Annotated in this window: 17 protein-coding genes; all 17 read right to left on the reverse strand. The window is 66.2% G+C overall.

What is annotated here, in order from left to right; translation table 11 throughout:
• Positions 1-432 precede the first annotated feature (432 nt).
• Positions 433-2,559, reverse strand: a complete 2,127-nt coding sequence (locus PZE19_RS17040) for a hypothetical protein (protein ID WP_277861826.1) — start codon at positions 2,557-2,559, stop codon at positions 433-435.
• Between the two features lie 60 nt (positions 2,560-2,619).
• The gene (locus tag PZE19_RS17045) at positions 2,620-3,411 is read right to left on the reverse strand and encodes a hypothetical protein (RefSeq protein WP_277861827.1); all 792 of its coding nucleotides are present in this window, start codon (positions 3,409-3,411) and stop codon (positions 2,620-2,622) included.
• A 17-nt stretch (positions 3,412-3,428) separates the two neighbouring features.
• Positions 3,429-4,124, reverse strand: coding sequence for a hypothetical protein (locus PZE19_RS17050; RefSeq protein ID WP_277861828.1), 696 nt, complete (start codon positions 4,122-4,124; stop codon positions 3,429-3,431).
• Between the two features lie 38 nt (positions 4,125-4,162).
• Complete coding sequence (locus PZE19_RS17055) at positions 4,163-4,534, reverse strand: hypothetical protein (RefSeq protein WP_277861829.1); 372 nt, start codon at positions 4,532-4,534, stop codon at positions 4,163-4,165.
• A 35-nt stretch (positions 4,535-4,569) separates the two neighbouring features.
• Positions 4,570-5,382 carry a hypothetical protein gene (locus tag PZE19_RS17060; RefSeq protein WP_277861830.1) on the reverse strand — a complete coding sequence of 271 codons (813 nt, stop codon included), beginning with the start codon at positions 5,380-5,382 and terminating at the stop codon, positions 4,570-4,572.
• Between the two features lie 167 nt (positions 5,383-5,549).
• Positions 5,550-5,783 (reverse strand): hypothetical protein, encoded by a 234-nt coding sequence (locus PZE19_RS17065; RefSeq protein ID WP_277861831.1) that lies wholly within the window; start codon positions 5,781-5,783, stop codon positions 5,550-5,552.
• 536 nt (positions 5,784-6,319) lie between these two features.
• Positions 6,320-6,736: a hypothetical protein gene (locus PZE19_RS17070; protein WP_277861832.1), complete on the reverse strand. Its 417-nt coding sequence runs from the start codon at positions 6,734-6,736 to the stop codon at positions 6,320-6,322.
• Positions 6,737-6,787: 51 nt separating this feature from the next.
• Positions 6,788-7,243 carry a hypothetical protein gene (locus PZE19_RS17075; RefSeq protein ID WP_277861833.1) on the reverse strand — a complete coding sequence of 152 codons (456 nt, stop codon included), beginning with the start codon at positions 7,241-7,243 and terminating at the stop codon, positions 6,788-6,790.
• A gap of 116 nt (positions 7,244-7,359) precedes the next feature.
• Positions 7,360-11,421, reverse strand: a complete 4,062-nt coding sequence (locus PZE19_RS17080; RefSeq protein ID WP_277861834.1) for a hypothetical protein — start codon at positions 11,419-11,421, stop codon at positions 7,360-7,362.
• A 123-nt stretch (positions 11,422-11,544) separates the two neighbouring features.
• The gene (locus tag PZE19_RS17085) at positions 11,545-12,987 is read right to left on the reverse strand and encodes a fibronectin type III domain-containing protein (protein ID WP_277861835.1); all 1,443 of its coding nucleotides are present in this window, start codon (positions 12,985-12,987) and stop codon (positions 11,545-11,547) included.
• Between the two features lie 327 nt (positions 12,988-13,314).
• Positions 13,315-14,835, reverse strand: a complete 1,521-nt coding sequence (locus PZE19_RS17090) for a hypothetical protein (RefSeq protein ID WP_277861836.1) — start codon at positions 14,833-14,835, stop codon at positions 13,315-13,317.
• Positions 14,836-15,002: 167 nt separating this feature from the next.
• Positions 15,003-15,458 (reverse strand): hypothetical protein, encoded by a 456-nt coding sequence (locus PZE19_RS17095; protein WP_277861837.1) that lies wholly within the window; start codon positions 15,456-15,458, stop codon positions 15,003-15,005.
• Between the two features lie 5 nt (positions 15,459-15,463).
• A complete protein-coding gene (locus PZE19_RS17100; protein ID WP_277861838.1) occupies positions 15,464-16,066 on the reverse strand; it encodes a hypothetical protein in 603 nt (200 codons plus the stop codon).
• Between the two features lie 130 nt (positions 16,067-16,196).
• Positions 16,197-16,550: a hypothetical protein gene (locus PZE19_RS17105; protein ID WP_277861839.1), complete on the reverse strand. Its 354-nt coding sequence runs from the start codon at positions 16,548-16,550 to the stop codon at positions 16,197-16,199.
• A gap of 116 nt (positions 16,551-16,666) precedes the next feature.
• Positions 16,667-17,809 (reverse strand): SU10 major capsid protein, encoded by a 1,143-nt coding sequence (locus PZE19_RS17110; protein WP_277861840.1) that lies wholly within the window; start codon positions 17,807-17,809, stop codon positions 16,667-16,669.
• Positions 17,810-17,894: 85 nt separating this feature from the next.
• Positions 17,895-18,569, reverse strand: a complete 675-nt coding sequence (locus PZE19_RS17115) for a hypothetical protein (RefSeq protein WP_277861841.1) — start codon at positions 18,567-18,569, stop codon at positions 17,895-17,897.
• Positions 18,570-18,630: 61 nt separating this feature from the next.
• Positions 18,631-20,244, reverse strand: coding sequence for a hypothetical protein (locus tag PZE19_RS17120; RefSeq protein WP_277861842.1), 1,614 nt, complete (start codon positions 20,242-20,244; stop codon positions 18,631-18,633).
• Positions 20,245-20,270: the final 26 nt, after the last annotated feature.

Raw genomic sequence — 20,270 nt, forward strand, 5'->3', positions numbered from 1 at the left:
CAGCCGTAAAGAGCGGAGTGCGTCGTTCGTCATCGTCCACCCGAGATTCACCTGGTATCAATCACGATTCAACCTGTTCAACCGTCGTAACGGAAGGTCCAACGACCTCCGCAGGAGTGGACGATCAGTGTGGTTCCGACAGGCGGGAGTTTGGCCCCCAGATTATACGCGAAGATCGTCCGGGAGGCTTCCGCGACGAACGCGATACTGGATCCTTCGGTCTCCATTCCGTCGATCCGCACTGGCGCGCAGGCATAGTAAGCCGAGGCGGTCGTCGGGTAAACTCCCAAGACCTTGGTTTGGACGATGGCCGCCCCGGATCCATCCTCGGCTGGTGATGCAAGGCGCCTGACGGCCGCGACGGCGTCCTCTTGACGCTCACGGAGGGTGCGTACTTCGTAGCTGATTTGAATTGCTCCTTCAACGAGCCGATCAGTCGACCCGCTCGATGCCAGCATCGGATAATTCGATAATGGTCGCCTGCCGCTCCGCGGCGAACTCCCATGAGACGGCCGTGACGACCGGATAAGCTGGGACCTCGCCTTGGGCTTCTCCGACATTCGTCTGGAGGGCGACGTCGCGACCGTTGATGCGTGCGATACGGTCGCCGACTCGGTAAGCGGTGACCAGCCCGGGGACGGTAGCAGCACCGATCGTCGGTGGCAACTCATGTGCAGCACGTAGCTGTCGGGCCCACGCTAGGGCTCGCGAAGCATCGTCGCGGAAAATCTTTGGGTCTGCGCCCGGATTGTAAAGCGACCGAGAGGCGACCGCTTCCAACGCGAAGTGGTCACGGCCATCGACGCGCCGCCGGCGTGCAAACGACGTCGGAGAAGCGGGCCGGGCGTCGACCGAGGCCGGAAGCATCAAGTCGTCTTCTATGACCGTGGTCAGCCGGAGGTGGAACCTTGTGTTGGGAGAGGTCGGGTTCGCCTGGCTGGACACGCCCCGGAGTGTACAGCTCGCCTCCTGCGGCCGATCACCCGTGTAGTCGCCGATCGGCCAACATTCAGGATCTTCAACGACGATATAGATCCCGAGCCGGTCCTCCAGAAGTTGCCAACCTCCTGTGATCGGTTGCCAGTCTCCCGAACCATCCCAGACTGCTGGCGCGGGACCCGTGTAATCGCGTGAGAGAGCGAGTTGGGCCCGCAGTGGGCGTCCTTCGGAGTCCCTCGTGACGAGGGTCGCCGAACCGGGACGCGAGCGTTTCACATAGGTCGGGCTCCCGCCTTCATCGTTCGGGAATACGTCGGAAAGATTCAGGGCGCTCATCGACCACTCGGCGTGCAATGCGTCCCAGTGGCCGTCTCCCACTTCGTCAGCGACATAATATCTGTACTTGCGACGGTCCTCTCCGGTCTTCGCCGCGAGGTTCCCGCGAAGGAATCGGACTCGTTGAGCCGCCGATTCGTCGCCAATGACGGGTCTGAAGCCGGGGGCCAGCACGAACGATGCTTCCACGCGGCGCTGGGCGGTCTCGACTGTGACGGCGTTCACGATCGCGTTAGAGTCCCGCCTCAGGTGTAGGGCCGCGACGTTGCAGCTCGCCGGTTTGAGCTCGGTGCCGGAGTTGGGAAGTAGCAGGTCACGGACGGGGCCGGCGGCGTTGGCGTCTTTGCGGTAAATCTCGATCTCACTACGAGGAGACCCGTCTGCGTCCTCACCGGTGCTGAAGCGCAGGCCAAAACCGGCCAGATCGAGCTGGTCGGAGAGGGCTTCGGGCCAGGGCGAATTGGTGGCGTCATAGTCGCGAACGACGACGTCGGCCGCGCTTCCGGAGTCGTCGCCGACCGGCAGCGCGCCAGGAGCGGGGCCGCGCGACTGCAGAAGCGTGTCGAGTCTGTCGAAGTCGGGGTTTAGGACGTACGCTTGATCATTGTAGACGCCCAAAACGTAGCGGACGAACTTTCCGAGCGTCCAATAAGAGCGAGGGTCTGGGTCGCGGTCTACGTTCGGGTCGAGAAAGACTGGATACCTGACCGAGGGGTTGGACTGCTCGACGTCATATCCGTTTGGTGTGCAATTGGCCTTGCCGTCGGGGTTGAATCGACTGGGAAGGTCGACGAGGACCAACTCCCCGTGGTATGGATCGTCGGCGTGACGCTGGAGACGGCTCCCGATCGGATCGTCCCAGCAACGGGTCGCGACGCCCAATGCAAGGAAGCTGACGCGCTGAGATTGCGGCGATAGATCGACCTGCGGCGATTGCGCGAACCCGTCGAAGAGGACGTGCGTGTCGCCGTCGGGAGTCGTCGCCAACACGACCAGCCGCTCGTCATTGCCGAGGACATACGGCCCGGCGGATCCTAGGGGCCAGAGGCCGCCGAAATCGACCGGCGCGATGCCTGCGGGGTCGGCATCGTCCAGGATGTAGCGAAACCAGGCCGTTGGGGGTTCAGGCCCCTCGGTATAGCGGATCCGCTCGCACGCGACGTTTGGGAGTACCGCATAGCGCGAATCTCCCTCCGCGTCGGGGATATAGCGGCAGACGCGGATCGTCGCCGCCGGCCCCGAAAGCGGGACGTCATAGGGGTCGAAGTCAAAACTCCCAGGCATGACGGACGCCCTCTCGTGGCGATGTTCGATCCGCGCGAGTACTTAGATCGAACGCGCGGATCATCCCAGCAACCCCATCGCCTTCAGATCATTAATCAGAGCGTTGAGGAGTTGGGTCGAGCTCTCGGAAAAGACGCGCAGATTTTCATACGCGGATCGAAGGCTGTTCAAATCGGCCGCCTGCGCATACGTCGCCCCCCCCTGCCCTGACGCGATTCCGGCGAAGGAATTCGAAGCAACGGCCGGCGTGTAAGCTGGGAGGGTCCGCGAGCTGGCGGAGTACGCCTGTGAATAGCTACCCGGCCGAACAATGGGCGTGGCATTCCAGAAGCCGAGCTTCTGGGCGGCGGCCGTGCCGATCTTGAGACCCGAAGCAGTCCCTAGGACGAAACTCGCACCGTCGTTAGTCGAACCACCGGCGGCCGTGAGGAACGGGCGAGAGTCGCTGCCGACAGTCGCGCACACGACGCGAAGGTCCGAAACGCCAAGGACGTTCGAAGGACCAGTGGAGATGATTGCAAGCGGGACGTGCGAGCTCGTGAGAAAGCCGGACGTCGACGCGATCAAGTCGCCAGAGTCGGTCAAGAAGATGTAGGTCGTTGAGTCGGCCGCGAGCGGTAATGACGGGGTGCCGGCGAAAACGCCGACGGTACCGTCCCGACGCTGGAATCGCCCCGCTGCGACCTGCACGCGAAGGCTTGAACTCGGGATCTCGGCCGGGGTGACGCAGAGGCCTCCAATCGGGGCGAGGGCGTCGAGGGCGTCGGCGTTGGCGTTGAGAGGGACGTTCCAGTTGCGATCGGCCGGACCGGGCCTGGCGAGTTTCGCTCGCTGCGTGTAGGTCGTCGCCATGTGAGGCTCATTCCTTTTCAGGCGGGGCTGGGGTTCCAAGTGAGGGTCGCCCGGCGAGTAGTCGGGTCGAAATCGCAGCGCAACCTCGAGCCGTCCGGCTTTGCCGCAGGAGGCCGTGGCGGAGACGCGATCCAGGCCGTCTGTAGCGCCGGCGCACCTTGGTTTCCTGCGGCGTCGTACGGTACCACTGCAAAGGTCCAGCTCCCCGTCGCCAACGCAGGGCTCGTCCACTGGTAGAACGACGCCGCGCGACCGAACCCCCCCTGGCCGAAGCCGGTGATACCGTAGCCGTCGATCGGAACTCCGCCGGGATAAGCGGAGATCTCGACCAACGGCGTGGAGAAGTCGACGGCCCAACCGGCTTTTCGTGGGCCGAAGATCCGGAAACCTTGGACGTCGTCGCCGCCGGTCGGGTCAAGGAACGAGCCGCCGAGCCACGATAGTGTCACCCGATCTGAGGGGCCATGGGGGAGCGAAGGAGAGAAGTCGACCGTCGCTTCGCCGGATCCGACAGCGCCGATGTCGAAACGCACTCTCGAGGTCGGCATCGTTAAGGCGACCCACCGACTTGTGCCGTACCAGGCCAGCTTTCGCCCGACATAGACCTGGAAGGTCGTGCCGGCTGGTGCCGTCGACGTCCACGAAAGCTGCAGCGTCGAACCGTCCCAAGTGGGCGGGCGGACCTCGATGATCGAAGATTGGTCGAAGGGCATGGGGGCTTCACCTCGTCTCGTCGCGAGGACGAGAGATCTTACGTAAGTCCGTGGAATACGGCGCGGTAGGGAAGGGCCCATCCGCTACCGCCAGGGACGGCTCCTCGGGCGTCGGGGACGAACTCGCCCTTGAAAATGACATTGGGCCAGATCCGACCGCGATTGTCGACGAGATCACGTGCGATACCGTCGGCGTAGTCCCGAAATCGAGCCTCAGCCGCATCGAGCGCCGCGAGCGAAGACGCTGTGAGCACTCCCCGGATGAAGAAATCCCTCCCTCTCCCCCCGCCGTCGAGAACCTGTGTCCCGCTCACGCCGAAGAAGGCGAATTCCTGTTGGGCCCGAGGCCGAGGGATGTGTTGGAACTGCACCGCCGATCCGAAAATGTTCTCGCCGTTGTATGTAACCATATCCGAGGGTCCCGTTCCTTTATGATCGGCCCGTGTCAGCCGTCGATCCGCCCCCGGAACGACCGGGACTTTGATCCGAGCGACACCGGCCCGGGCGAGGCGAGTCGTTCGAGGGCATGATCCACCTTCGCTGCGATCTGTATGAGTCGGCCCTCGATCCGCTCCAGCGTTTCATCCCACGCGACGTGACCGCCGGTCATGTCGTCCCTGGCACCTAAGGACGAGAAGGCCTGTGGGCCGTTCCGAGGTCGAGAAGTCGATAAGCGGTGGCGCGAAGGCTCATTAATGCTTGCGGCCGAATCGCTCCTAAGTTCGCCCTGACTAGTCGGTGCATCGATCGATTCGGGAGCCTCGTACAGGGAGGCCGGAGCGATGACTGTTTCATCGTCGAAGCTGTTGCCGGTCGGTGCCGTCACTGCCTCGTCGAAGGAAGTCGCTGCCAGGAAACCATCAAGCTGAGAAGCTCCACCAGGCACTATGTCCAGGTGCGGAGTGGACGACAACGGCATGAATGCCAGGGGCTGGGGTGGATTCGCGGCAGTTGCTTCGGGCGGCGGGATGAATTCGTCGACCGACGGAGAAGCAACGAGCGGTAGTTCGGCCAAGGAAATGGCCTCGACGCTGGGCGATGAAAGCACCACCGTTGCCTCGGGGATTGCGACCGCCGCAGCAGGAGTCGTCGATACAAAGGTCGGGAAGGGAGGCGTTGTCCCCTTCGCGTCGTCCTCAGGTATGACCGGCGGCGAGACAAGTAGATCCGTAAGTCGGTCATATTGCGCACCGGGACCAGCGGAGGTCGACTCGGAGGGTATCAGGAACGCTTCGAGACCCATGATGACTTCTCGCATGTCGGGCGTTCGAGGTCAGAAGAGAGCATCAAGTGCTACTTCACGGGCCCGTGCCTCGACGCCATCGATCCATCGCGAGGGAGGGACGGCGCGTCCGAGGGAGACAAGCATTTCCGAGACGCCGATGGCGTCCTCCCAGGGGAGGTCCTGGGAGACCCCGTTCGCGATCAGGGTGAAGCGGAGCCATCGGCTAAAGGTTTTGGGACGCGTCCCGTCATCGCCCGGTTGATCACGCCCCAACGATCGCGGCAGACCGGGTCGTCGGCGTCGACGACGAGCAATTCGCGGAAATGGTGATCTGCCAGGTTGTAATTGCGGGTCAGAAGCAAGGTCGCCATGCGAAATTGGAGCGTGAGCCGCGCGGTGGTGTCGTCAGCGTCGCATGCGGCCAACTCATCCATGAGGGCCTCATACTCTGCGCCGAAGCTCGGGCCGCCCCCAATTGCGATGCGGCCCTCGGGATCACGCACGGGGAAGAGGCGGAGCGCGGGCCTGGGGAGCGTCCAAATTTGGCCGTCGCCCAGGACGACCTCCGACCCAGGGGAGAACTCGGGGCGTCGAAGCATCTGTTCGTCAAGCATGGCGAGCCTCCTCGACGAGTACGCCTCGCTCCGAGCCGTCGGCCGCCGTAGACCACTCGTAGCGGGGACGACCCTCGCGAGAATGGCCGACGGGGAAGGAGAGCGTGTCGCGCGGGTCGGACGTAATGAAAAGACGGCCCGCTGGCTGACGGCGAATGTAGGCCCTCTCTCCGCTCTGCCGATCGATACCCAGTATAGGTTCGGCCACGCGGAGCACGGAGTCGATCCTGTCGAGTTGGGTGCCGCCGCTTTTCCACGATTCGGGGACGAGTAGGGCGTCGAACGTGGTGGATTCCATCGAGGTTCTCGGTATGGTTGTGCGGTCGGATCACCAGTGTTGAGAACACGGGGCTCGATCACGCCCGAGTAAAGCTGAGCGGGTTCGTGATGCCGTCGCTGGAATAGGCCATGAGACTGAGCGTGGCGGTTCCGAACTGGCCATGGGAACCGGAGGTCTCGGCGTTTTCGGCGACTGCGTTGGCGAGAACGTATAGGATGTCGCCGCCGGTCTCACCTTTGGCATCCTTATGGGTTGCGCTGAATGTGGAAGTCGCCCCCGACGCGATCGCCATGAGCGCAGCGACGTCGCCGCTGGTGACCGAGGCCTTGGGCTTGTTCATCGTGTTGACGACGACGGTCGGAAAATGGTCGCCGTCGGCTGCATAGGCGGCTACCGAGCCGCCTTGTGTGAAGGTCACCTGGGTGACTCGGGAAATTAAGGTCGAGCCGAACGAGACGGCCGTCCAGTTCGCCTGGAGCTTGGTCGCAGCCATGGTGCAACTCCTTCTCGGGGATTCGGGTCGGATCGGAGACGGGGGGAGCAACTATTCCGACAGGTCGAAGGCACTCCAGCCTTCGACGAGGTATTGGAACTCAAGTGTCGCCTCGATACGGCGCTCGGGGGCGGCAGGGCGCAGCCAAGTCCAAGATCTGATGCGAGTCGAGCCTGGAAGGGTAAGCCGGGCCAGGCTGCGACCATTCAGAGCGGCGGCCGCCGTGTTCAGGAGCAGTTCCGCTGCGTCGTCGCGGGTGGCTGGATCATCGTCGCGGGCGAGGAGTATGAGCGTGATGCACGCGGTCGCCGCGAGGGTACCGTCGATGTCGTCCCCTTGCCCAGCGACGTTAGTGGCGGCCGGTTCGATCGCGGCGGCTCGGAGGTCGCCCGATCGCTCTCCTCGATTCTCGGGGAGGCCTGCAAGGTAGACGCCGTCGAACGCGCCGGTGGCGTTCAGCGTCTCGCGGATCGCGCCGCGGACATCGCGCTCGCGATAAGTCGGCATGATCGTTCACCCTTCGTGTCAGCGTAGACTCACAGAGAGGAAAAGGCTGCGCCTTGGTCCTTCATGCAGGACGTTCAATCGCGTCAGGCCCCACTGCGCCGGGCTCAGAACTCTCGTCATCGGAAACGACGGAAGCTGCGTGCGAAATCCCCGACGGGCACCAGTTTGCGGGCCCTTCCGGTCACGATCACGGGAGGTGGGATCGGAGGGTCGACGGGATCAGGATCGGTGGTGGGGTCGGGCGCTTTCCCCGAGGCGAAGAAGTCCTTCTGCTGGTCCTTCCACGCCTGGAGGCGGACCTCTTCGTTCTGGGCGTCGGGCGACTGGAGGGCGTTGGCCGTGTTGGGCTGGCCCGGCCTGAAGACGCACAGCCGGTTGTCGACGCCGCCGTTGCGGCCGTCCCCCCTGCCCGCCTTGTGCCAACCATAGGTGGTGAGCCCCCAAAAATAGGGCGTCGCACCGGCGGCCGCATACCCCATCGCGAACTGGAAGTAGCAGTCGCACTTCCCGACCTTCTTGAAGATCGACATCATGTCCCTCGTGGCGTTCCACCACTCGGGGTTCTGCCGCATGTCTCGGCCGATCAGCCCGGGGTTGGCGACGAGGCCGTTGTACGGGGCGAGGGTCTGGTCGCCGCCCTCGTAATACACGATGAGGGGCCGGTGTCCGGTGATGGCCTGGTGGGCGTCCACGGCCGCCGCGATGGCACGGCCGCCGGGCGAGTACCCCGATCCCCACAGGTAGTATTCGACGCAGTGGATGTAGAGGTCGCACTGCTGCTCGATGTCGATGGCGTTGAACACTCGTGCGAAGGTCGCCGTCGTCGGCGGGTCGATGTAGGGGGCGGCCGAGACTGCGTCGGGCTCGACGCCCAGCCTGCGGGCCCACGCCAGCGGCTCCGCGACGTTCGCCCACTGCCACGCCAGCACGAGGTTGATCTCGTCCTCGCGGCCGGTCTCGGCGAACACCTCCCTGAAGATCTCCTTGGCTCGGGCACCCCGCAGGATCGCGATGTCGGGGGCGTTTGGGATGCCGGACAGCGGGGCGATCCGGAACTGGTGGGCGTAGGGGAAGAAGTACGCGTTCCACATCTCGTTCGAGATCTCGACGATCACCTTGCCGCCGGGCGTCAGGTTGTCGCGGGTCTCCCTGGCGATATGGTAGATGAGGGCGTCGGACCCCAGGTAGGGGACGTTGGCCCAGTACCAGCAATGCTTGCCCGTCGTGACGTTGGAGGCCGCCCGTGCGGCGGCCGTGGCCTTGGAGGCGACGGAGGGGCCGAAGGCGTACGGGAAGCCGTTCACCGGCATGACCACCTGCTTGGACGTCGCCAGGCCCGCCCCGAAGGTCTGCACGCCTGGGGCTACGGTGGAAGCCAGCGATGCGTACGATCCAAAGTAGGTGGACTTGTCGGGTTGGCACAGGAACGAGTCGATACCCGTCGGCAGCATGACCGAGGTGTAGCCGAACGGCGTGTTGTACACCTTGCCGGTCCCATCCGCGTTTGCAAACAGGATACCGTCCGACTTCGTGACGCCCGACGAGCCGGCCGCGTGCGGGACGTTCTTCCGCTCGTTCACCGTGATCATCCCCGTGGTCGGGTTCACCGACCTGATGATGATCGACTCGGTCCCCATCGTGATGATCAGGTTGGGGGCGATCCAATCCCAATCGGAGGGCGACGCGGGGGCGATCTTGAAGGTCAAGTCGGTGCCGTTGACTCCGTCCGGCAGCGTGAAGGTCCGACGGGCCTGGACGTTGGCGTCGAGAGACATCCAACCCGCCAGGCTGAGCATCTGGACCCCGAATCGCAAGCCCGTAGATGTCGCCTCGTCGATGAATACTTCGGCGTGGTGGTAGTTGGTGCCAGAATACTGGGACGTGCTGGTGATCGGGATTCTCCAGCCCACCTGGAGGGGGCCGGCGGCGTGGGCGGCCGGCGTCGTGTTCAGGGAGCCCCGCTCGACCCTGTACTGCGTCCCCGAGAGCTTCGGGATCTCCAGCACCCTCATGACCTCCGACCCGATATACAGCGACTGCCCCATCAAGATCGGGGCTGTGCGGCCGTCCGTGATCGTGATGATGGTCTGGGAGGCGTCGATGTCCACCCCCAGGGTCGCCGGGTACTTCTCGTAATTGGGGAGCGGCAGGTGCGAGTAGATGTACGGGGAGGTGAGGTGCGAGTAGGGCCTGGCCGACTTGAGCCACCACTGTTCGAGGAGTTTCTGCCCGTTCCAGTGGGGGTCGGTGGGCATGATGCACTGCTCGGGCTCGGACGTCGAGGTGAGGGTCGGCGTCGTGGCCATGCACCGAAGGCCTCCCGCACCATTCTCGATGGCCAACTCAAGCGTCGAACTCAGGGCGTCCCACGGCTCGTCGGGCAGGACGACGGGGGCGGCCGGCGACGGCGGCGTCCAGTCGGCGGGCATGTAGGTTTTCATTTTGGCGTAGTGGGGGGAGCCGGACGGGCTGCTGGTCGTGAACCAGAACGAGCCCGTCCGGGTGGAATACTGCTGGACGCACGCCGTGTTCGCGGCGTAGGCTGCGGGGGTCGTGCCCAGCCAGCCCCGGGTGCATCCGTTGAACCGCCTGTTCACCGTATCGACCGTCCCCACCAGGATCTTCTCGGAGCCGATCGTGAGGTAGTTGTTGCGGGCCGTGTCGGTGGGCACTACATATTGGATCGACTCATTCACGTTGATGGTGGTGGTCGTCGCATCGATGCCCGGGGCCTTCAGCGTAAGGGGTCGATACTGGTTGTTGACCTCGTAGACCCTCACCTTCCCCTTGCCGTTGGAGTCGCCGTTGTTGCGGTATTCCAGGCGTTCCACGCAGGTTACGTCGTCGCCTTGGGGGGTGAGAAGCATCGTCACGGGATCGGAATGGTCGACGTCGTCCCACCCCACAGCGTAGAGTCCCCTTTCGACCTGCGGGCCCACCTTGTCGACGCCGTTGGACATCGCGTAAGACAGGACGGTGCCCGAGAACGGCGTCTTGATGGTGCCGTCCGGCCGCACGGGTCGGCCGTACGTCAGCACGTCGAGGGCCCGGTTCTTGGTGGCGACGATCGCCCCCCAGTAGGTGGAGATCGGCGTGTCGAGGTTGAAGCCGACGCGGGCAGGCTCGGGCTCGGGCCAGACCTTCATGGAGCAGGGACGGCCCGAGCGGTTGTCCGCCACGAAGTTGACCAGGGCGGGACACGCCCCAATGTCGCTGGAGATCCACGCCTGCGGGGCATTGACGGTGATCACGTCGCCGGGCACGACCTGTACGCCGGTGGGGAACGGAAACCAGAGGGCACTGCACTCGTCGGTGACGAACCCGTTGCTGCTCGGGCCGGGAAGGGTGATCGGAGACCCCCCATTGATCCTGATGACGGGAGTGGCCTGGAGGGTGGCGGCCACCGGATAGAGCAGCGAGCCGGTGCGGGCGTTCTTGAACACGAAGGTCATGGACTTGCCGCTCGACCGCACATAAGCCTGGTCAAGCTGGGTCTCGACGACGTAGGGGATTCGTGGTGCGTAAGTCATCGATCCGCCGCCCGCGCCGAAGGTCGGCTCGCCGTAGCTCAGGCCGGCGACGCCGGGCACGGTGATCCCCGCGTCGCCCGCGTGGACGGCGGCCCCCGTCGTCCCGTCCATGCTGTAGTACGCGCGCTTCACGCCCGGCATGCCGACGCCCAGGGTCGCGGAGACCGTGGGGTCCGCCATGATCGCCCTGACGTCGTCGTCGGTAAACGTGTAGCCGTCGAGCAGGAGGTAGTCCTGGAGCGTGTAGTCGCTCGGGAACAGCGAGCTGCCGATCTGCGAGTCGGCGGCGATGGGGAGCGGGGTGGTGATCTGGGTCGGGAACGGCAGCTTGATGCCGTTGACGACGAAGAACTGGCGGGTCGCGTCGTTCTTGTCGAACACCAGCGCGAAGTGATGCAGCGAGCCCACCGTCAGGCCGCCCTTGGAGAGTGTGCCCGAGGTCTGGTTCACGCGGGCCTGGAACTTGACCTGCGCGGCGTTGAGGAACGCGACGCTGTAGTGGGCGTACAGCCGGTGGTAGAGCCACAGTTCGCCCGACGACTTGTAGCTGTTGATCCGGAAGAAGCCCGAGAGCGAAACCTTGTCGCCGACGAGCGACGGGTACTGCGGGGTCGTCATCTGGACGCTGTCAAGCAGGGTGATCGCCAAGGGGGAACTCCTGGTGTGAGGGCAAATGAGGAGCCAACGGGGCGGACCTGCTTTCGCGGCCCGCCTGATCGGCTCGACCCGCACCCGCGGGAGGTGCGCGAACTCCGACGTCGACGTCGAATCTCAGGCGACTGTCGCCGAAGGGGTGGCGACCAAGGCATCGACCTGCGAGGGGGGGGAGGCGTCGGCAGTGAAAAAGGCTGATCGAGTATTCGTTTCTTCGCCGTATCGATTCATCGCGCGAACGACCACGGCGTAACGGCGGCCGTCGACCAGGCCGGCAAGCTCCACGGCGAACGACTCGCCCCGCGAGGCCGAGGCCGACGTCGAGGCCGCTGGGGTTGAGTAATCGACTACGAAGCCTGGAGATATGTAGACGTTGTACTTGGCGGCTTGACGTCCGGGCGTCGTCCCGGCGACGGTCCATTCGACGCGAGCCCGACCCCCTTCGAGCGCGATCGCTCGGAGGCCGAGCGGGGCGGGCGGCACCCGGGTCGCATCGCGACCCTCGGCGTCGATCACGAGGGCGACGGCGGCGTCGAGGTTCTCCTCCTGCAGGCCCTGGGTCGCGTCGTAAGACCTTACGGCGAAACGGAATGACGAGTCCGTTGGCAACGGGCCGCTCGTCCATGTCGTCTCGAAGACCTCGGCGATCGCCGTCTCGTAGTCGATCGGGTCTCCGAGCCCGTTGTTTGCGTAGATGCGGTAGGTGATCACCGGCATCAAGAACGATCCGCCCAGACTGAGTCCGCCGGAACCTTCGAGTCGCGGTTGCGCCGAGGCCGTGACGCCGCCGCCGAACTTTAGGCCGCCGGTCGCTTGCTTCTCGAACCCAGAGCCCAGCTTGGCCGCCCCATCGAACGTCGCCGCAACCGACGCCGTGGCTGTTGCGTCGAGCCGGGATGCGGCGAAGCTCCGTTTGGTCAAGCCGCCCGAAGACGTTTCCGCCGCGTCGAGTTCCCGGGCAAAACGACCGCCCGCCGCCCAGCCTCCGGCGGGCTGGGGTCGGGAGGCGTCGAGCCGGGGCGAGGCGGCCCCGCCGAGCGTCGCCGCGGCCGGAGCGTCGCCCGTCACGCCGAGGCCGACGGCCGCGAGTCCGCCGAGGTCCGACCGTGCGTACGAGGCCGGGGCCTGGGCGGCGGTCGGGCTCGCGGCCCCGCCCAGCCGGGAGCCGGCGGCCGCGGCCGGCCGGGCCGCGGCCGCGTCGGCCGCGAGGCCGCCGAGGGCCAGGCCCCCCGCGCCGACCGCCGAGCTCGCGTCCCCCTTCACTCGCACCGAGGACGGCAGGCGGAACGACCGGCGATACGCGTGTGCGAACCCGCCCGAGCTCGTCCCGAGCGAGCTACTTAACGAGACGCCCCGCCGCCAATAGGTGAAGGAGTCCGCCCCGAGGGGCGGCCCGACCACCGTGCCGAGCCCGCCCGCCGCCCAGCCGCCCGAGGCCGTGACGGACCACCCGGGCGAGTTGGCCCCGGCCCCGCCGGTCGACCAGCCGCCCGCGGCCGATACCAAGAGCGTGGACGACGCTGCAATGGAACCGCCGGTCGCCGGACCGCCCGCGGCCATGACGGACGACGCGACCGACGCGGCCGCGGACCCGCCGGCAGCCGAACCGACCGCGAGGACCGCAACTTGTCCCTGTAAGGGGGAGGAACCGCCGCCTTGGGCCAGGCCCAGGGACGCAGTCGCCGAGGCCGAGAGGCTCGGCGGTGCCGAGCCTCCCGCGACGAGCCCGCCTGCCGCCGCCGCGTCGAAGGAGGATGCGACGAGGAAGACCGGCATCCCGAGCGCCCTGCGCATCCCTCTAGTCGGGGAGGTCGAGGAGGTCGCGGCGGACGCGACCGACGCGCCGCGGTACCAGTGCTGGAAGGATCGTGGCGGCATGGCGACCCATCAGGAAAGGGTGATCGAATCGAAGTATGCCGCTCCGGTCCCGGTCGCCGACCGCGACGCGAGCCGTAGCATCAGAGCCCCGGCTCGGCTTGGCGTCACGGCCGCGAAGCTCAGCGTCTCGAAATCGTTCGGCGTGGCGCCCACCCCGCCCGCGGAGGTGGCGGTCAAGACCTGGTCGACCGCGATTCCGATCTCGGGGTTGGCAAGGAGGATCGCCTGCGGCTTATTTGCGTCGCCGTGGTTTCCGTCCCACCGGACCTTGACCCGAATCCTGGTAGCGACTGCATCGACCAGTATCGGCCTCTCGAGCGAACCCGGTCCGCGGAGGGCCAGGCAGGCGGGCGACCCCGTGTCGGCGAAGGTCGCGTTGGCCTCGCCGACGTCGTGTCGCTCCAGCGCGCCGGCGGCCGCTTGCGTGGATTGGAATCCCTCAGGGCGAGGCCTCCTGGACAGGTCGTTCGACGGCGATCCCGAGGCCCCGACGAAGCCGCCGAGGATCGAGCCTGGACTCGGCTCGAAAAGGGGCCGCAGAGGGACGCCGAGGATCCGGCCGTCGTTGCGGTCGACGGCCGGCCGGAATGGGGACTGGGAGCGCGACCCGACCGCGGTGTTGACGCGGGCGGTGTCGCAGTTGAACGCGTTATAGTCCTCGACGACCTGGCCGAGCGCCCCGGCCTCGACTCCGTTCCGAGTGCTGAAGAACACGTTCCCGACTAGCGAGACGGGCGTCGCCGGCACGATCGAGGTATTGGTGTACACCGAGACCCCGGCCGTATAGGTGAGGGTGAAGGTGTTGTTACGGATCGTGAACCCGCCGCCAATGGCGCCGAGGCCCGTGGCCGCGGCGCGGACCAGGATGATCCCCCTCGAGCCGCCGAGGAAGCGGCAGTTCCTCACGACGCTCGCCATGTCGTACGAGCTGGACGTCTCGGTCGCCTGGATGTAGATCCCCGCGGGCGTCCCGCTGACATTCGCGCCATGGACGTCGCACCGCTCGACCGTCAGGGCCAGCCCTGCCCCGGCCGCCGAGATGAAGATGGACGCGCCGCTGCCGTTGCTGCCGCTCGACGCCAGGATGCAGTCGTAGAACGACCAGTTGGTCCCGGTCGTGAGGTAGATGCACGTCGCCGTGTTGGCACCGCCGAGCATCTTGATCGAGCGCAGCGTGACGTAGCTCGCCGCGCCTCCGGCAAGGCACGGATTGCTCAGGATCGCGGTCTCGCTCGTCCAAGCCGACCAATCGACGATTCCGACCTCGGGTGTGGAATACCCGCCCGCCAGGAAGCCACCCCCGTCGCAGTCGCCTATGACTTCGAGGCGGTTCGCCGCGGTCGGCGCCAGGCCGAGCGTCACCGTTTCATAGTATGTTCCGGGCTCCACGTAGATGCGTGCGCCTCCGCCTGCGACCGAGGCGGCCGGGGCCACGCCTATCGCCTTCCCGATCGTTTTCCAGGGGGTCGCGGCGGCGCCCGTCCCGGTCGAATCGCTTCCCCGCTTCGTGGAGACATAGTAATTGGTCATGGACAAGCCTCTTCGTTAATGCGGACGACCGCGGTAGGGGCGGCCCGTGGATCTCAGGGGATGCGGGCGGCGGTCGTCGACGGGCGGGCCAGCTCTGATGATGCCGGCCCGCCCGGACGGCGCGGCGGTGGAGGGCTCAGGCCTCGATCGAGACGCAGGCGTCGCGTTTAAGCGACCTCGAAGACCGGGGTGATCGAGAGAGTGTCGCCGGAGTGCAGGGAACGCGGATCGGTGAACTGCTCGGCGAGGATCAAGGCGCCGCTCGTGGCACCCACGATGAAGTAGCCGTAGACCGTGTCGCCGGCCGGACCGACGGACCAGCTCAGTGGCGCGGCACCATACTTCGCGTGAGCCACCTGGCCGCGCGGCGACCATGCCGGTGCGCCCGAAGGCGCCTGGAGCACGGGCGTATTCCACGTCGTTGCCGACACCGAGCGCGTCAGCGTCTTCCGCGCGTAACCGCCGAAAGTCGCCTCATGGGCCGTGTAGGTCGCGGCCGTGTCGGTCTCCGCGGGGACGATCGCCGCGTTGTAGAGGCCAAGCTGCCAGTCTTCGGACGCCCCGCCGCTTAGGAGCTCGGTCAGGAGTCGGACGTCGCCCTCTCGGGAAACCAGGAAAGCCATGAAATTCACCTCACGATGCGAGTGGAGAAGATCGAAGACGACGGACGGTCGGTGGTGCCCGGCCCCCAACGGACCTCCAGCCGGGCCAATGCCTCGGACAACTCGGCCTCGGCCTGCCGAAGCTTGAGCGCGAAGTCGCCCTGCTCGCCGCGAGTCTCGGCCGCATAACGCCGGGCAAGCACGCCCAGCACGCAAGCCTGCCGCAGCTCGCGGGCGTCTCGCAGTTCGGCCGGGGTCCGGCCCGGCCAGAGGGGGTCGATGGCGAATCGGCGGTTCAGCTCGAAGCTGGCCTCGTCGATTTGCGGGTCGAGCGTCGCTATCAAGAACTCGACCCCAGACAGACCGACGGGTGGCGACGGTGGGGCTCCCAACCCGGCACCCATTCCGATCCGCCGGAGCGTCAACGCGCTTCCCGTCGCGTTCGCGACTGCGAAGATCTCGCCCGCTCCCTTGAACACCGAGGGCGGCTTGCGGAGTTGGACGACATGGCCGGGGCGCACTCCGGCCGCCTGGAAATCCACCGTTGCCGACGTGAGCGACCAGGGGACCCCCGGCGAGAACGCGCCATCGGTCCCCTGGGCCACCTTCTGCCACGCCGGCGCCAGCACGACGAAATCGCCCGTCGCTCGGACGGCGACGTCCTCGTCACAAGCGTAGACGGTCGGGAGTCGGTCAGTCTGGCTCATAGGAGCCTCACTTTAAAACCTACTGATGGTTCGACACTGTGGGGGCGCGGGCTCAGGGACGCTTGCGCCGGGCAACAGGCTGTCGCTGCGAAACGGGAGGGGGCGTTTCGATTTCGGCCCTCTCCAACTCCGTAGCCCCGCCGTCTACGGCGGTCCTGGTCTCGCGGATCGCCAGGTCGATCCCGTCTAGCGCCGCGGCCAGGGCGTCTCGGACTCCCCCGACGTACGCGAACAGCTCTCGCCGCCCGTCGGGCTCGAGGGCCGGAAGTTGCCCGAGGGCGTCCTGGACCTGTTTGTAGTGCCAGAGCCCGCGGCCTCGGCCTAGGTGCGGCAACTCGCGACCCTCGGCCGCGCGTTCGATGTACGGCCAGAGACCGGGGAACGTGAACGACGGTCGAATGTTCATGGTTACTCGCGGCGAGAGGCGGATCAGACGTCTCGAGGTCCCGGCTGGAGGTCAGGCCCCGCGAGACGTCATCCGGGGAGCGGTGTGGCCCTGGGCCTATACGAAGGGAGTCATGTTCAGGCGGCGGTGAAGGCCGAGATGCCCGAGACCCACGCGTGATGAGCCTCGTTGTCGATCTCGATCGCGCCTTCCATAATGATGTCGCCCTCGAAGGCGTCGCCTCGGCTGCCGCGCGGCTTGTCGATCATCGAACGCTTGAGTCGCACGCGGGCCTCGTTGGCCGACAGGCACACCGCAGTCCCCGGACGCAGCAGCGGCGCGGGGACGATCGAGATCCCCGAAAGGAAGGGGGCTTCGAACAGATCGATGGGAGTGCCGAAGACGTTCGAGCCTGCGTTGACCCTCATCGCCGCATGGCCCCAGACGGCGAAGGCCGAGAGGAAGTCCGTGCTGACGAGCAGCAGGCTCGGGTTGCCCCCGCCGTTGAAACAGGCCTGGATCGTGTCACGGATCAGGTCCGAGGGCTTGTAGGCCGCCGCGTTCGTCGGCGTCGTCACCTTGTTGGTGGTAAGGATGGACTGGACGCCCTTCATGAGCGGTCGGCTCGTAGCGGAGGTCAAGCCCACCCCCTTGCCGTAGTAGACGGCCGACTCGAAGTCGTCCATGACGTGCTGGATCGCCAACATCCGGTCGCGGTCGAGCGGCGTGGCGAAGGCTGAACCGTAGCCCGAATCGGCCTGAAGAGCGCCGCCCACTTGGTAGGCGTGCTGCACGGTCTGGCAGTATTGGGTGGTCGCCTGGGGGATGCGACTTAGGCCGGAGACATTCGTCTCGGCGCCGGTCCGCGTATTGCTCACCAACAGGATCGGCAGGGCGTCAGCGTGGGCGGCGGCCGTAGTGCCCGCATAACCTCGAGCGACCGTCAAGACGTTCGCCACAGGGTCGACGGCCGTCACCAGCAGGTATTCCTGCTCCACCTGGACTACGTCGCCCGAATCGAACACCGAGGCGTCGGCCGCGATCATCGAGGTCGCGGCGGCCGTCAAGGCCGAACCGTTATTCAAGGCGACCGACCGCGGCCGGTAGTTGTCGTTGACGATCAGGAAGTGCGGCGAGCCGACCGGCAGCTTGGGCAGCCGCGCGGTCAGCGGCGTCCGGTTGACGAACCAGTTGATCGCCACGCCGAACACGTCATTGGGCAGGACGCCGGCGTTGAAGGCGGTGAATTGGGTCAGCGGGCTGTTCTCATACGAGGGCATGTACTTTCACTCCGGTGTCGATTTGGGGTTGCGGCGGCCGATGGGGCCGGACGCCCGGGGGGCGAGGCGTTCGGGAGGGCGAGGTTCAGGCCAACGGATGCAGGCCGAACGATTGGTACTGGCTCTGCCGGTCCCTCCACTGGTTGACGATCGCTTCCAGCGATCCCGGCTGCGCGCCACGCGGCGCCACGTAGGGACGGCTGGCGTCGCCGCCGGCCCCCCCCCGAGACGTCGGGGCGAAGAAGATCGCGAACTGGGGCGAATCGAGGCGTTCGCGAAGCGCCTCGGCGGCCGGCCGGCAACTCGATCGCTCGCGCACCGTCAGTGCGCCCGAGGCTTCACGGATCGTTTCGAACTCGTCCTGCAGGAGTCGGCGGACCATCGCGGCGGCCGCCGATCTCTGTTCGGCCGTCTCTCCCACGAACGCTCGACCCTGGATCGCCTCGGCGATGGCCGCCGCCTTCCGCTCGCCGAAGACCTGCTGCTCTAGCAGCGTGTACCGCGATACGGCCTCGGCGTGCTTCTGTTCCCACGCCCTGCGCTGCTGGTCCAAGGCCTCTTCGATCTGCCCCTTCTCGGCCAGGGCGCGCAGCCGTTCCTTTTCTTTCATGTCCAGCGCCGCCTCCTGCAGCCGCTGGTAGTCTTTCAACTGGGCTTCCATCGCCCGGAGCCGATTGCGCTCTTCGACGGTCGACGCTCCCGAGAGTTCGCCCGGCGCGCCCGAGTCGGTCTTTACGTCCACGTTCGCTTGGTCGTTCACGGATGGACCTCATTCGGAGAAGGGGCGGACCGACGTCGCAACGATTCTTTGCACGAGGCCCTCAGGGCCGTCCCTCAACCGTTGCGTCGTCCAGGCCGAGGTACGCGTCGATCTCGGCGTCGAACGCGCCGTAATCCGAATCTTCCAAGCCGGGCAGCATCACGCGGACGAGCTTGCCGAGCATCTCGCTCTCCGTCCGCGGGGCATGCCCCGCCGCAGCCAGGATCGTCTGGAACTGGCTCATCGTCCGAGCCAACTCTTCACCTGTGAAGAGATCGAACGACGTGGGATACTGGACGCGGATCGCCGCACGATCTTCGGCCGTCGGACCGCCCCCGCCCATGACCACGAGGGCCAGGCCGGCCAGGCGTCGCTCCGCCTGGCCCAACGTCGCGGCGACCTTGCTGAGCAGGTCATTCCCCGCCGCCTGATCGATCCGCTTCGACGCACCGCTTTGCGCCACCGTCGACCCGGTCGTCCCAGCGGCCCCCGCCGGCTTCAGCAGGAGCGCCGCTCGGTCGGCCGCGTCGCGGAGATCGGCCTTGTTCAGCCGGAGAGAATCGGCCCCGTCCTTGGGAAACTGGATGACGTCGAAGCCCTCGTACGTCGCCGCACCCCCCTGCGTGTTCTTCTTCTTCGGCAGGAGCCAGTTCGGGCCGATCGGCACGGCTCCGTCGGCCTTAACGTAGTCCTCCGGCCCCTGCAAGAGCGGGTGGGCCTGCGTCGTGTCGCTGAGGATCAGCTCGCTGTCGCGGTTGTAGAATTCCCTCTGAAGCTCGGCGATGCTCTCATATCGAGGCAGGCCGATGTTCCGGCATCGAGGGCGGCGACGGTCGAAGACGCGGATGATGGGGACCTGTCCATATCCGTGCTCGACGGGACCCTTGACGACCTCGCCCTTCTCGTCGTAAAGCGTCCACGCCCGCTCATCCCAGTGCCGCCAGGAGATGCGGCCTTCGTCGTGGACCTCGCGGATGAGGCATTCTTGGTAGCGACCGCCGCGATCAAGCCTCCACCAGATCATGTTCTCGGGGAGGATGTACGAGGCCACGCAGGAGTCGAGCCCCAGCCGGATCTCGTCGGCTCGGGTTCGGACGGGCTGGTCTTCGGGGGCGGCCGGGCGGTCGATCATCAGGTCGAGTTGGCCCAGGACCAGGAGCAACGGGGCGACCGAACTGGACATGAAGTCATCGATCGAAGTCCCTCGGCCATCGACGTCGCGCCACCAGGCGGCGAGTCGCTCGGGCCCGTCACGCCTCACTTCGCGGCTGTAGATCCGGGCCAGATGAGTCTCGACCGCCTCGGACACGAACGTGGGCACGGGCGTCCGCGCCCGCCTGAGTTCGTAGTCGTCGTCGGTGGCCTGGTAGGCCGGATCCGTACCGAACGGCCTCCCACTCGCGGGATAGGCACCGGCGTCGAATTCCGACGGATATTCCCGCTTGTGACGGACGAGGTTTCGTACCGGCATCCCGTGCATGTCGTGGCCGTAAACGGCCGTACGATACGCCTCGCCCCCCTCCCAAGAGTCGAGCAGCCACCGCCATCGAAGCTGATGCGCCAGCCACTCAAGGTGAGGGCGGTCGATCCTCCGCCCGTCCGGCAAGGTGAGCCGCGGCATGGCAGCCCCCGGCATCGGGTTGATCGACGCGCCGATCGTGTTCGATGTCAGCATGGCGTTGTTGTCTTCTGCTCGAATGA

The sequence above is a fragment of the Paludisphaera mucosa genome (genome assembly GCF_029589435.1).
Classification (GTDB): domain Bacteria; phylum Planctomycetota; class Planctomycetia; order Isosphaerales; family Isosphaeraceae; genus Paludisphaera; species Paludisphaera mucosa.

Excerpts from the sequence above, each read along its gene's own strand:
- PZE19_RS17050 (WP_277861828.1), bottom strand. The coding sequence starts at position 4,124 with ATGCCCTTCGACCAATCTTCGATCATCGAGGTCCGCCCGCCCACTTGG.
- PZE19_RS17095 (WP_277861837.1), bottom strand. The coding sequence starts at position 15,458 with ATGGCTTTCCTGGTTTCCCGAGAGGGCGACGTCCGACTCCTGACCGAG.
- PZE19_RS17085 (WP_277861835.1), bottom strand. The coding sequence starts at position 12,987 with ATGGCCGCGGGCGGTCCGGCGACCGGCGGTTCCATTGCAGCGTCGTCC.
- PZE19_RS17120 (WP_277861842.1), bottom strand. The coding sequence starts at position 20,244 with ATGCTGACATCGAACACGATCGGCGCGTCGATCAACCCGATGCCGGGG.
- PZE19_RS17060 (WP_277861830.1), bottom strand. The coding sequence starts at position 5,382 with ATGCGAGAAGTCATCATGGGTCTCGAAGCGTTCCTGATACCCTCCGAG.
- PZE19_RS17045 (WP_277861827.1), bottom strand. The coding sequence starts at position 3,411 with ATGGCGACGACCTACACGCAGCGAGCGAAACTCGCCAGGCCCGGTCCG.
- PZE19_RS17070 (WP_277861832.1), bottom strand. The coding sequence starts at position 6,736 with ATGGCTGCGACCAAGCTCCAGGCGAACTGGACGGCCGTCTCGTTCGGC.
- PZE19_RS17110 (WP_277861840.1), bottom strand. The coding sequence starts at position 17,809 with ATGCCCTCGTATGAGAACAGCCCGCTGACCCAATTCACCGCCTTCAAC.
- PZE19_RS17040 (WP_277861826.1), bottom strand. The coding sequence starts at position 2,559 with ATGCCTGGGAGTTTTGACTTCGACCCCTATGACGTCCCGCTTTCGGGG.
- PZE19_RS17090 (WP_277861836.1), bottom strand. The coding sequence starts at position 14,835 with ATGACCAATTACTATGTCTCCACGAAGCGGGGAAGCGATTCGACCGGG.
- PZE19_RS17075 (WP_277861833.1), bottom strand. The coding sequence starts at position 7,243 with ATGCCGACTTATCGCGAGCGCGATGTCCGCGGCGCGATCCGCGAGACG.
- PZE19_RS17055 (WP_277861829.1), bottom strand. The coding sequence starts at position 4,534 with ATGGTTACATACAACGGCGAGAACATTTTCGGATCGGCGGTGCAGTTC.
- PZE19_RS17065 (WP_277861831.1), bottom strand. The coding sequence starts at position 5,783 with ATGGATGAGTTGGCCGCATGCGACGCTGACGACACCACCGCGCGGCTC.
- PZE19_RS17105 (WP_277861839.1), bottom strand. The coding sequence starts at position 16,550 with ATGAACATTCGACCGTCGTTCACGTTCCCCGGTCTCTGGCCGTACATC.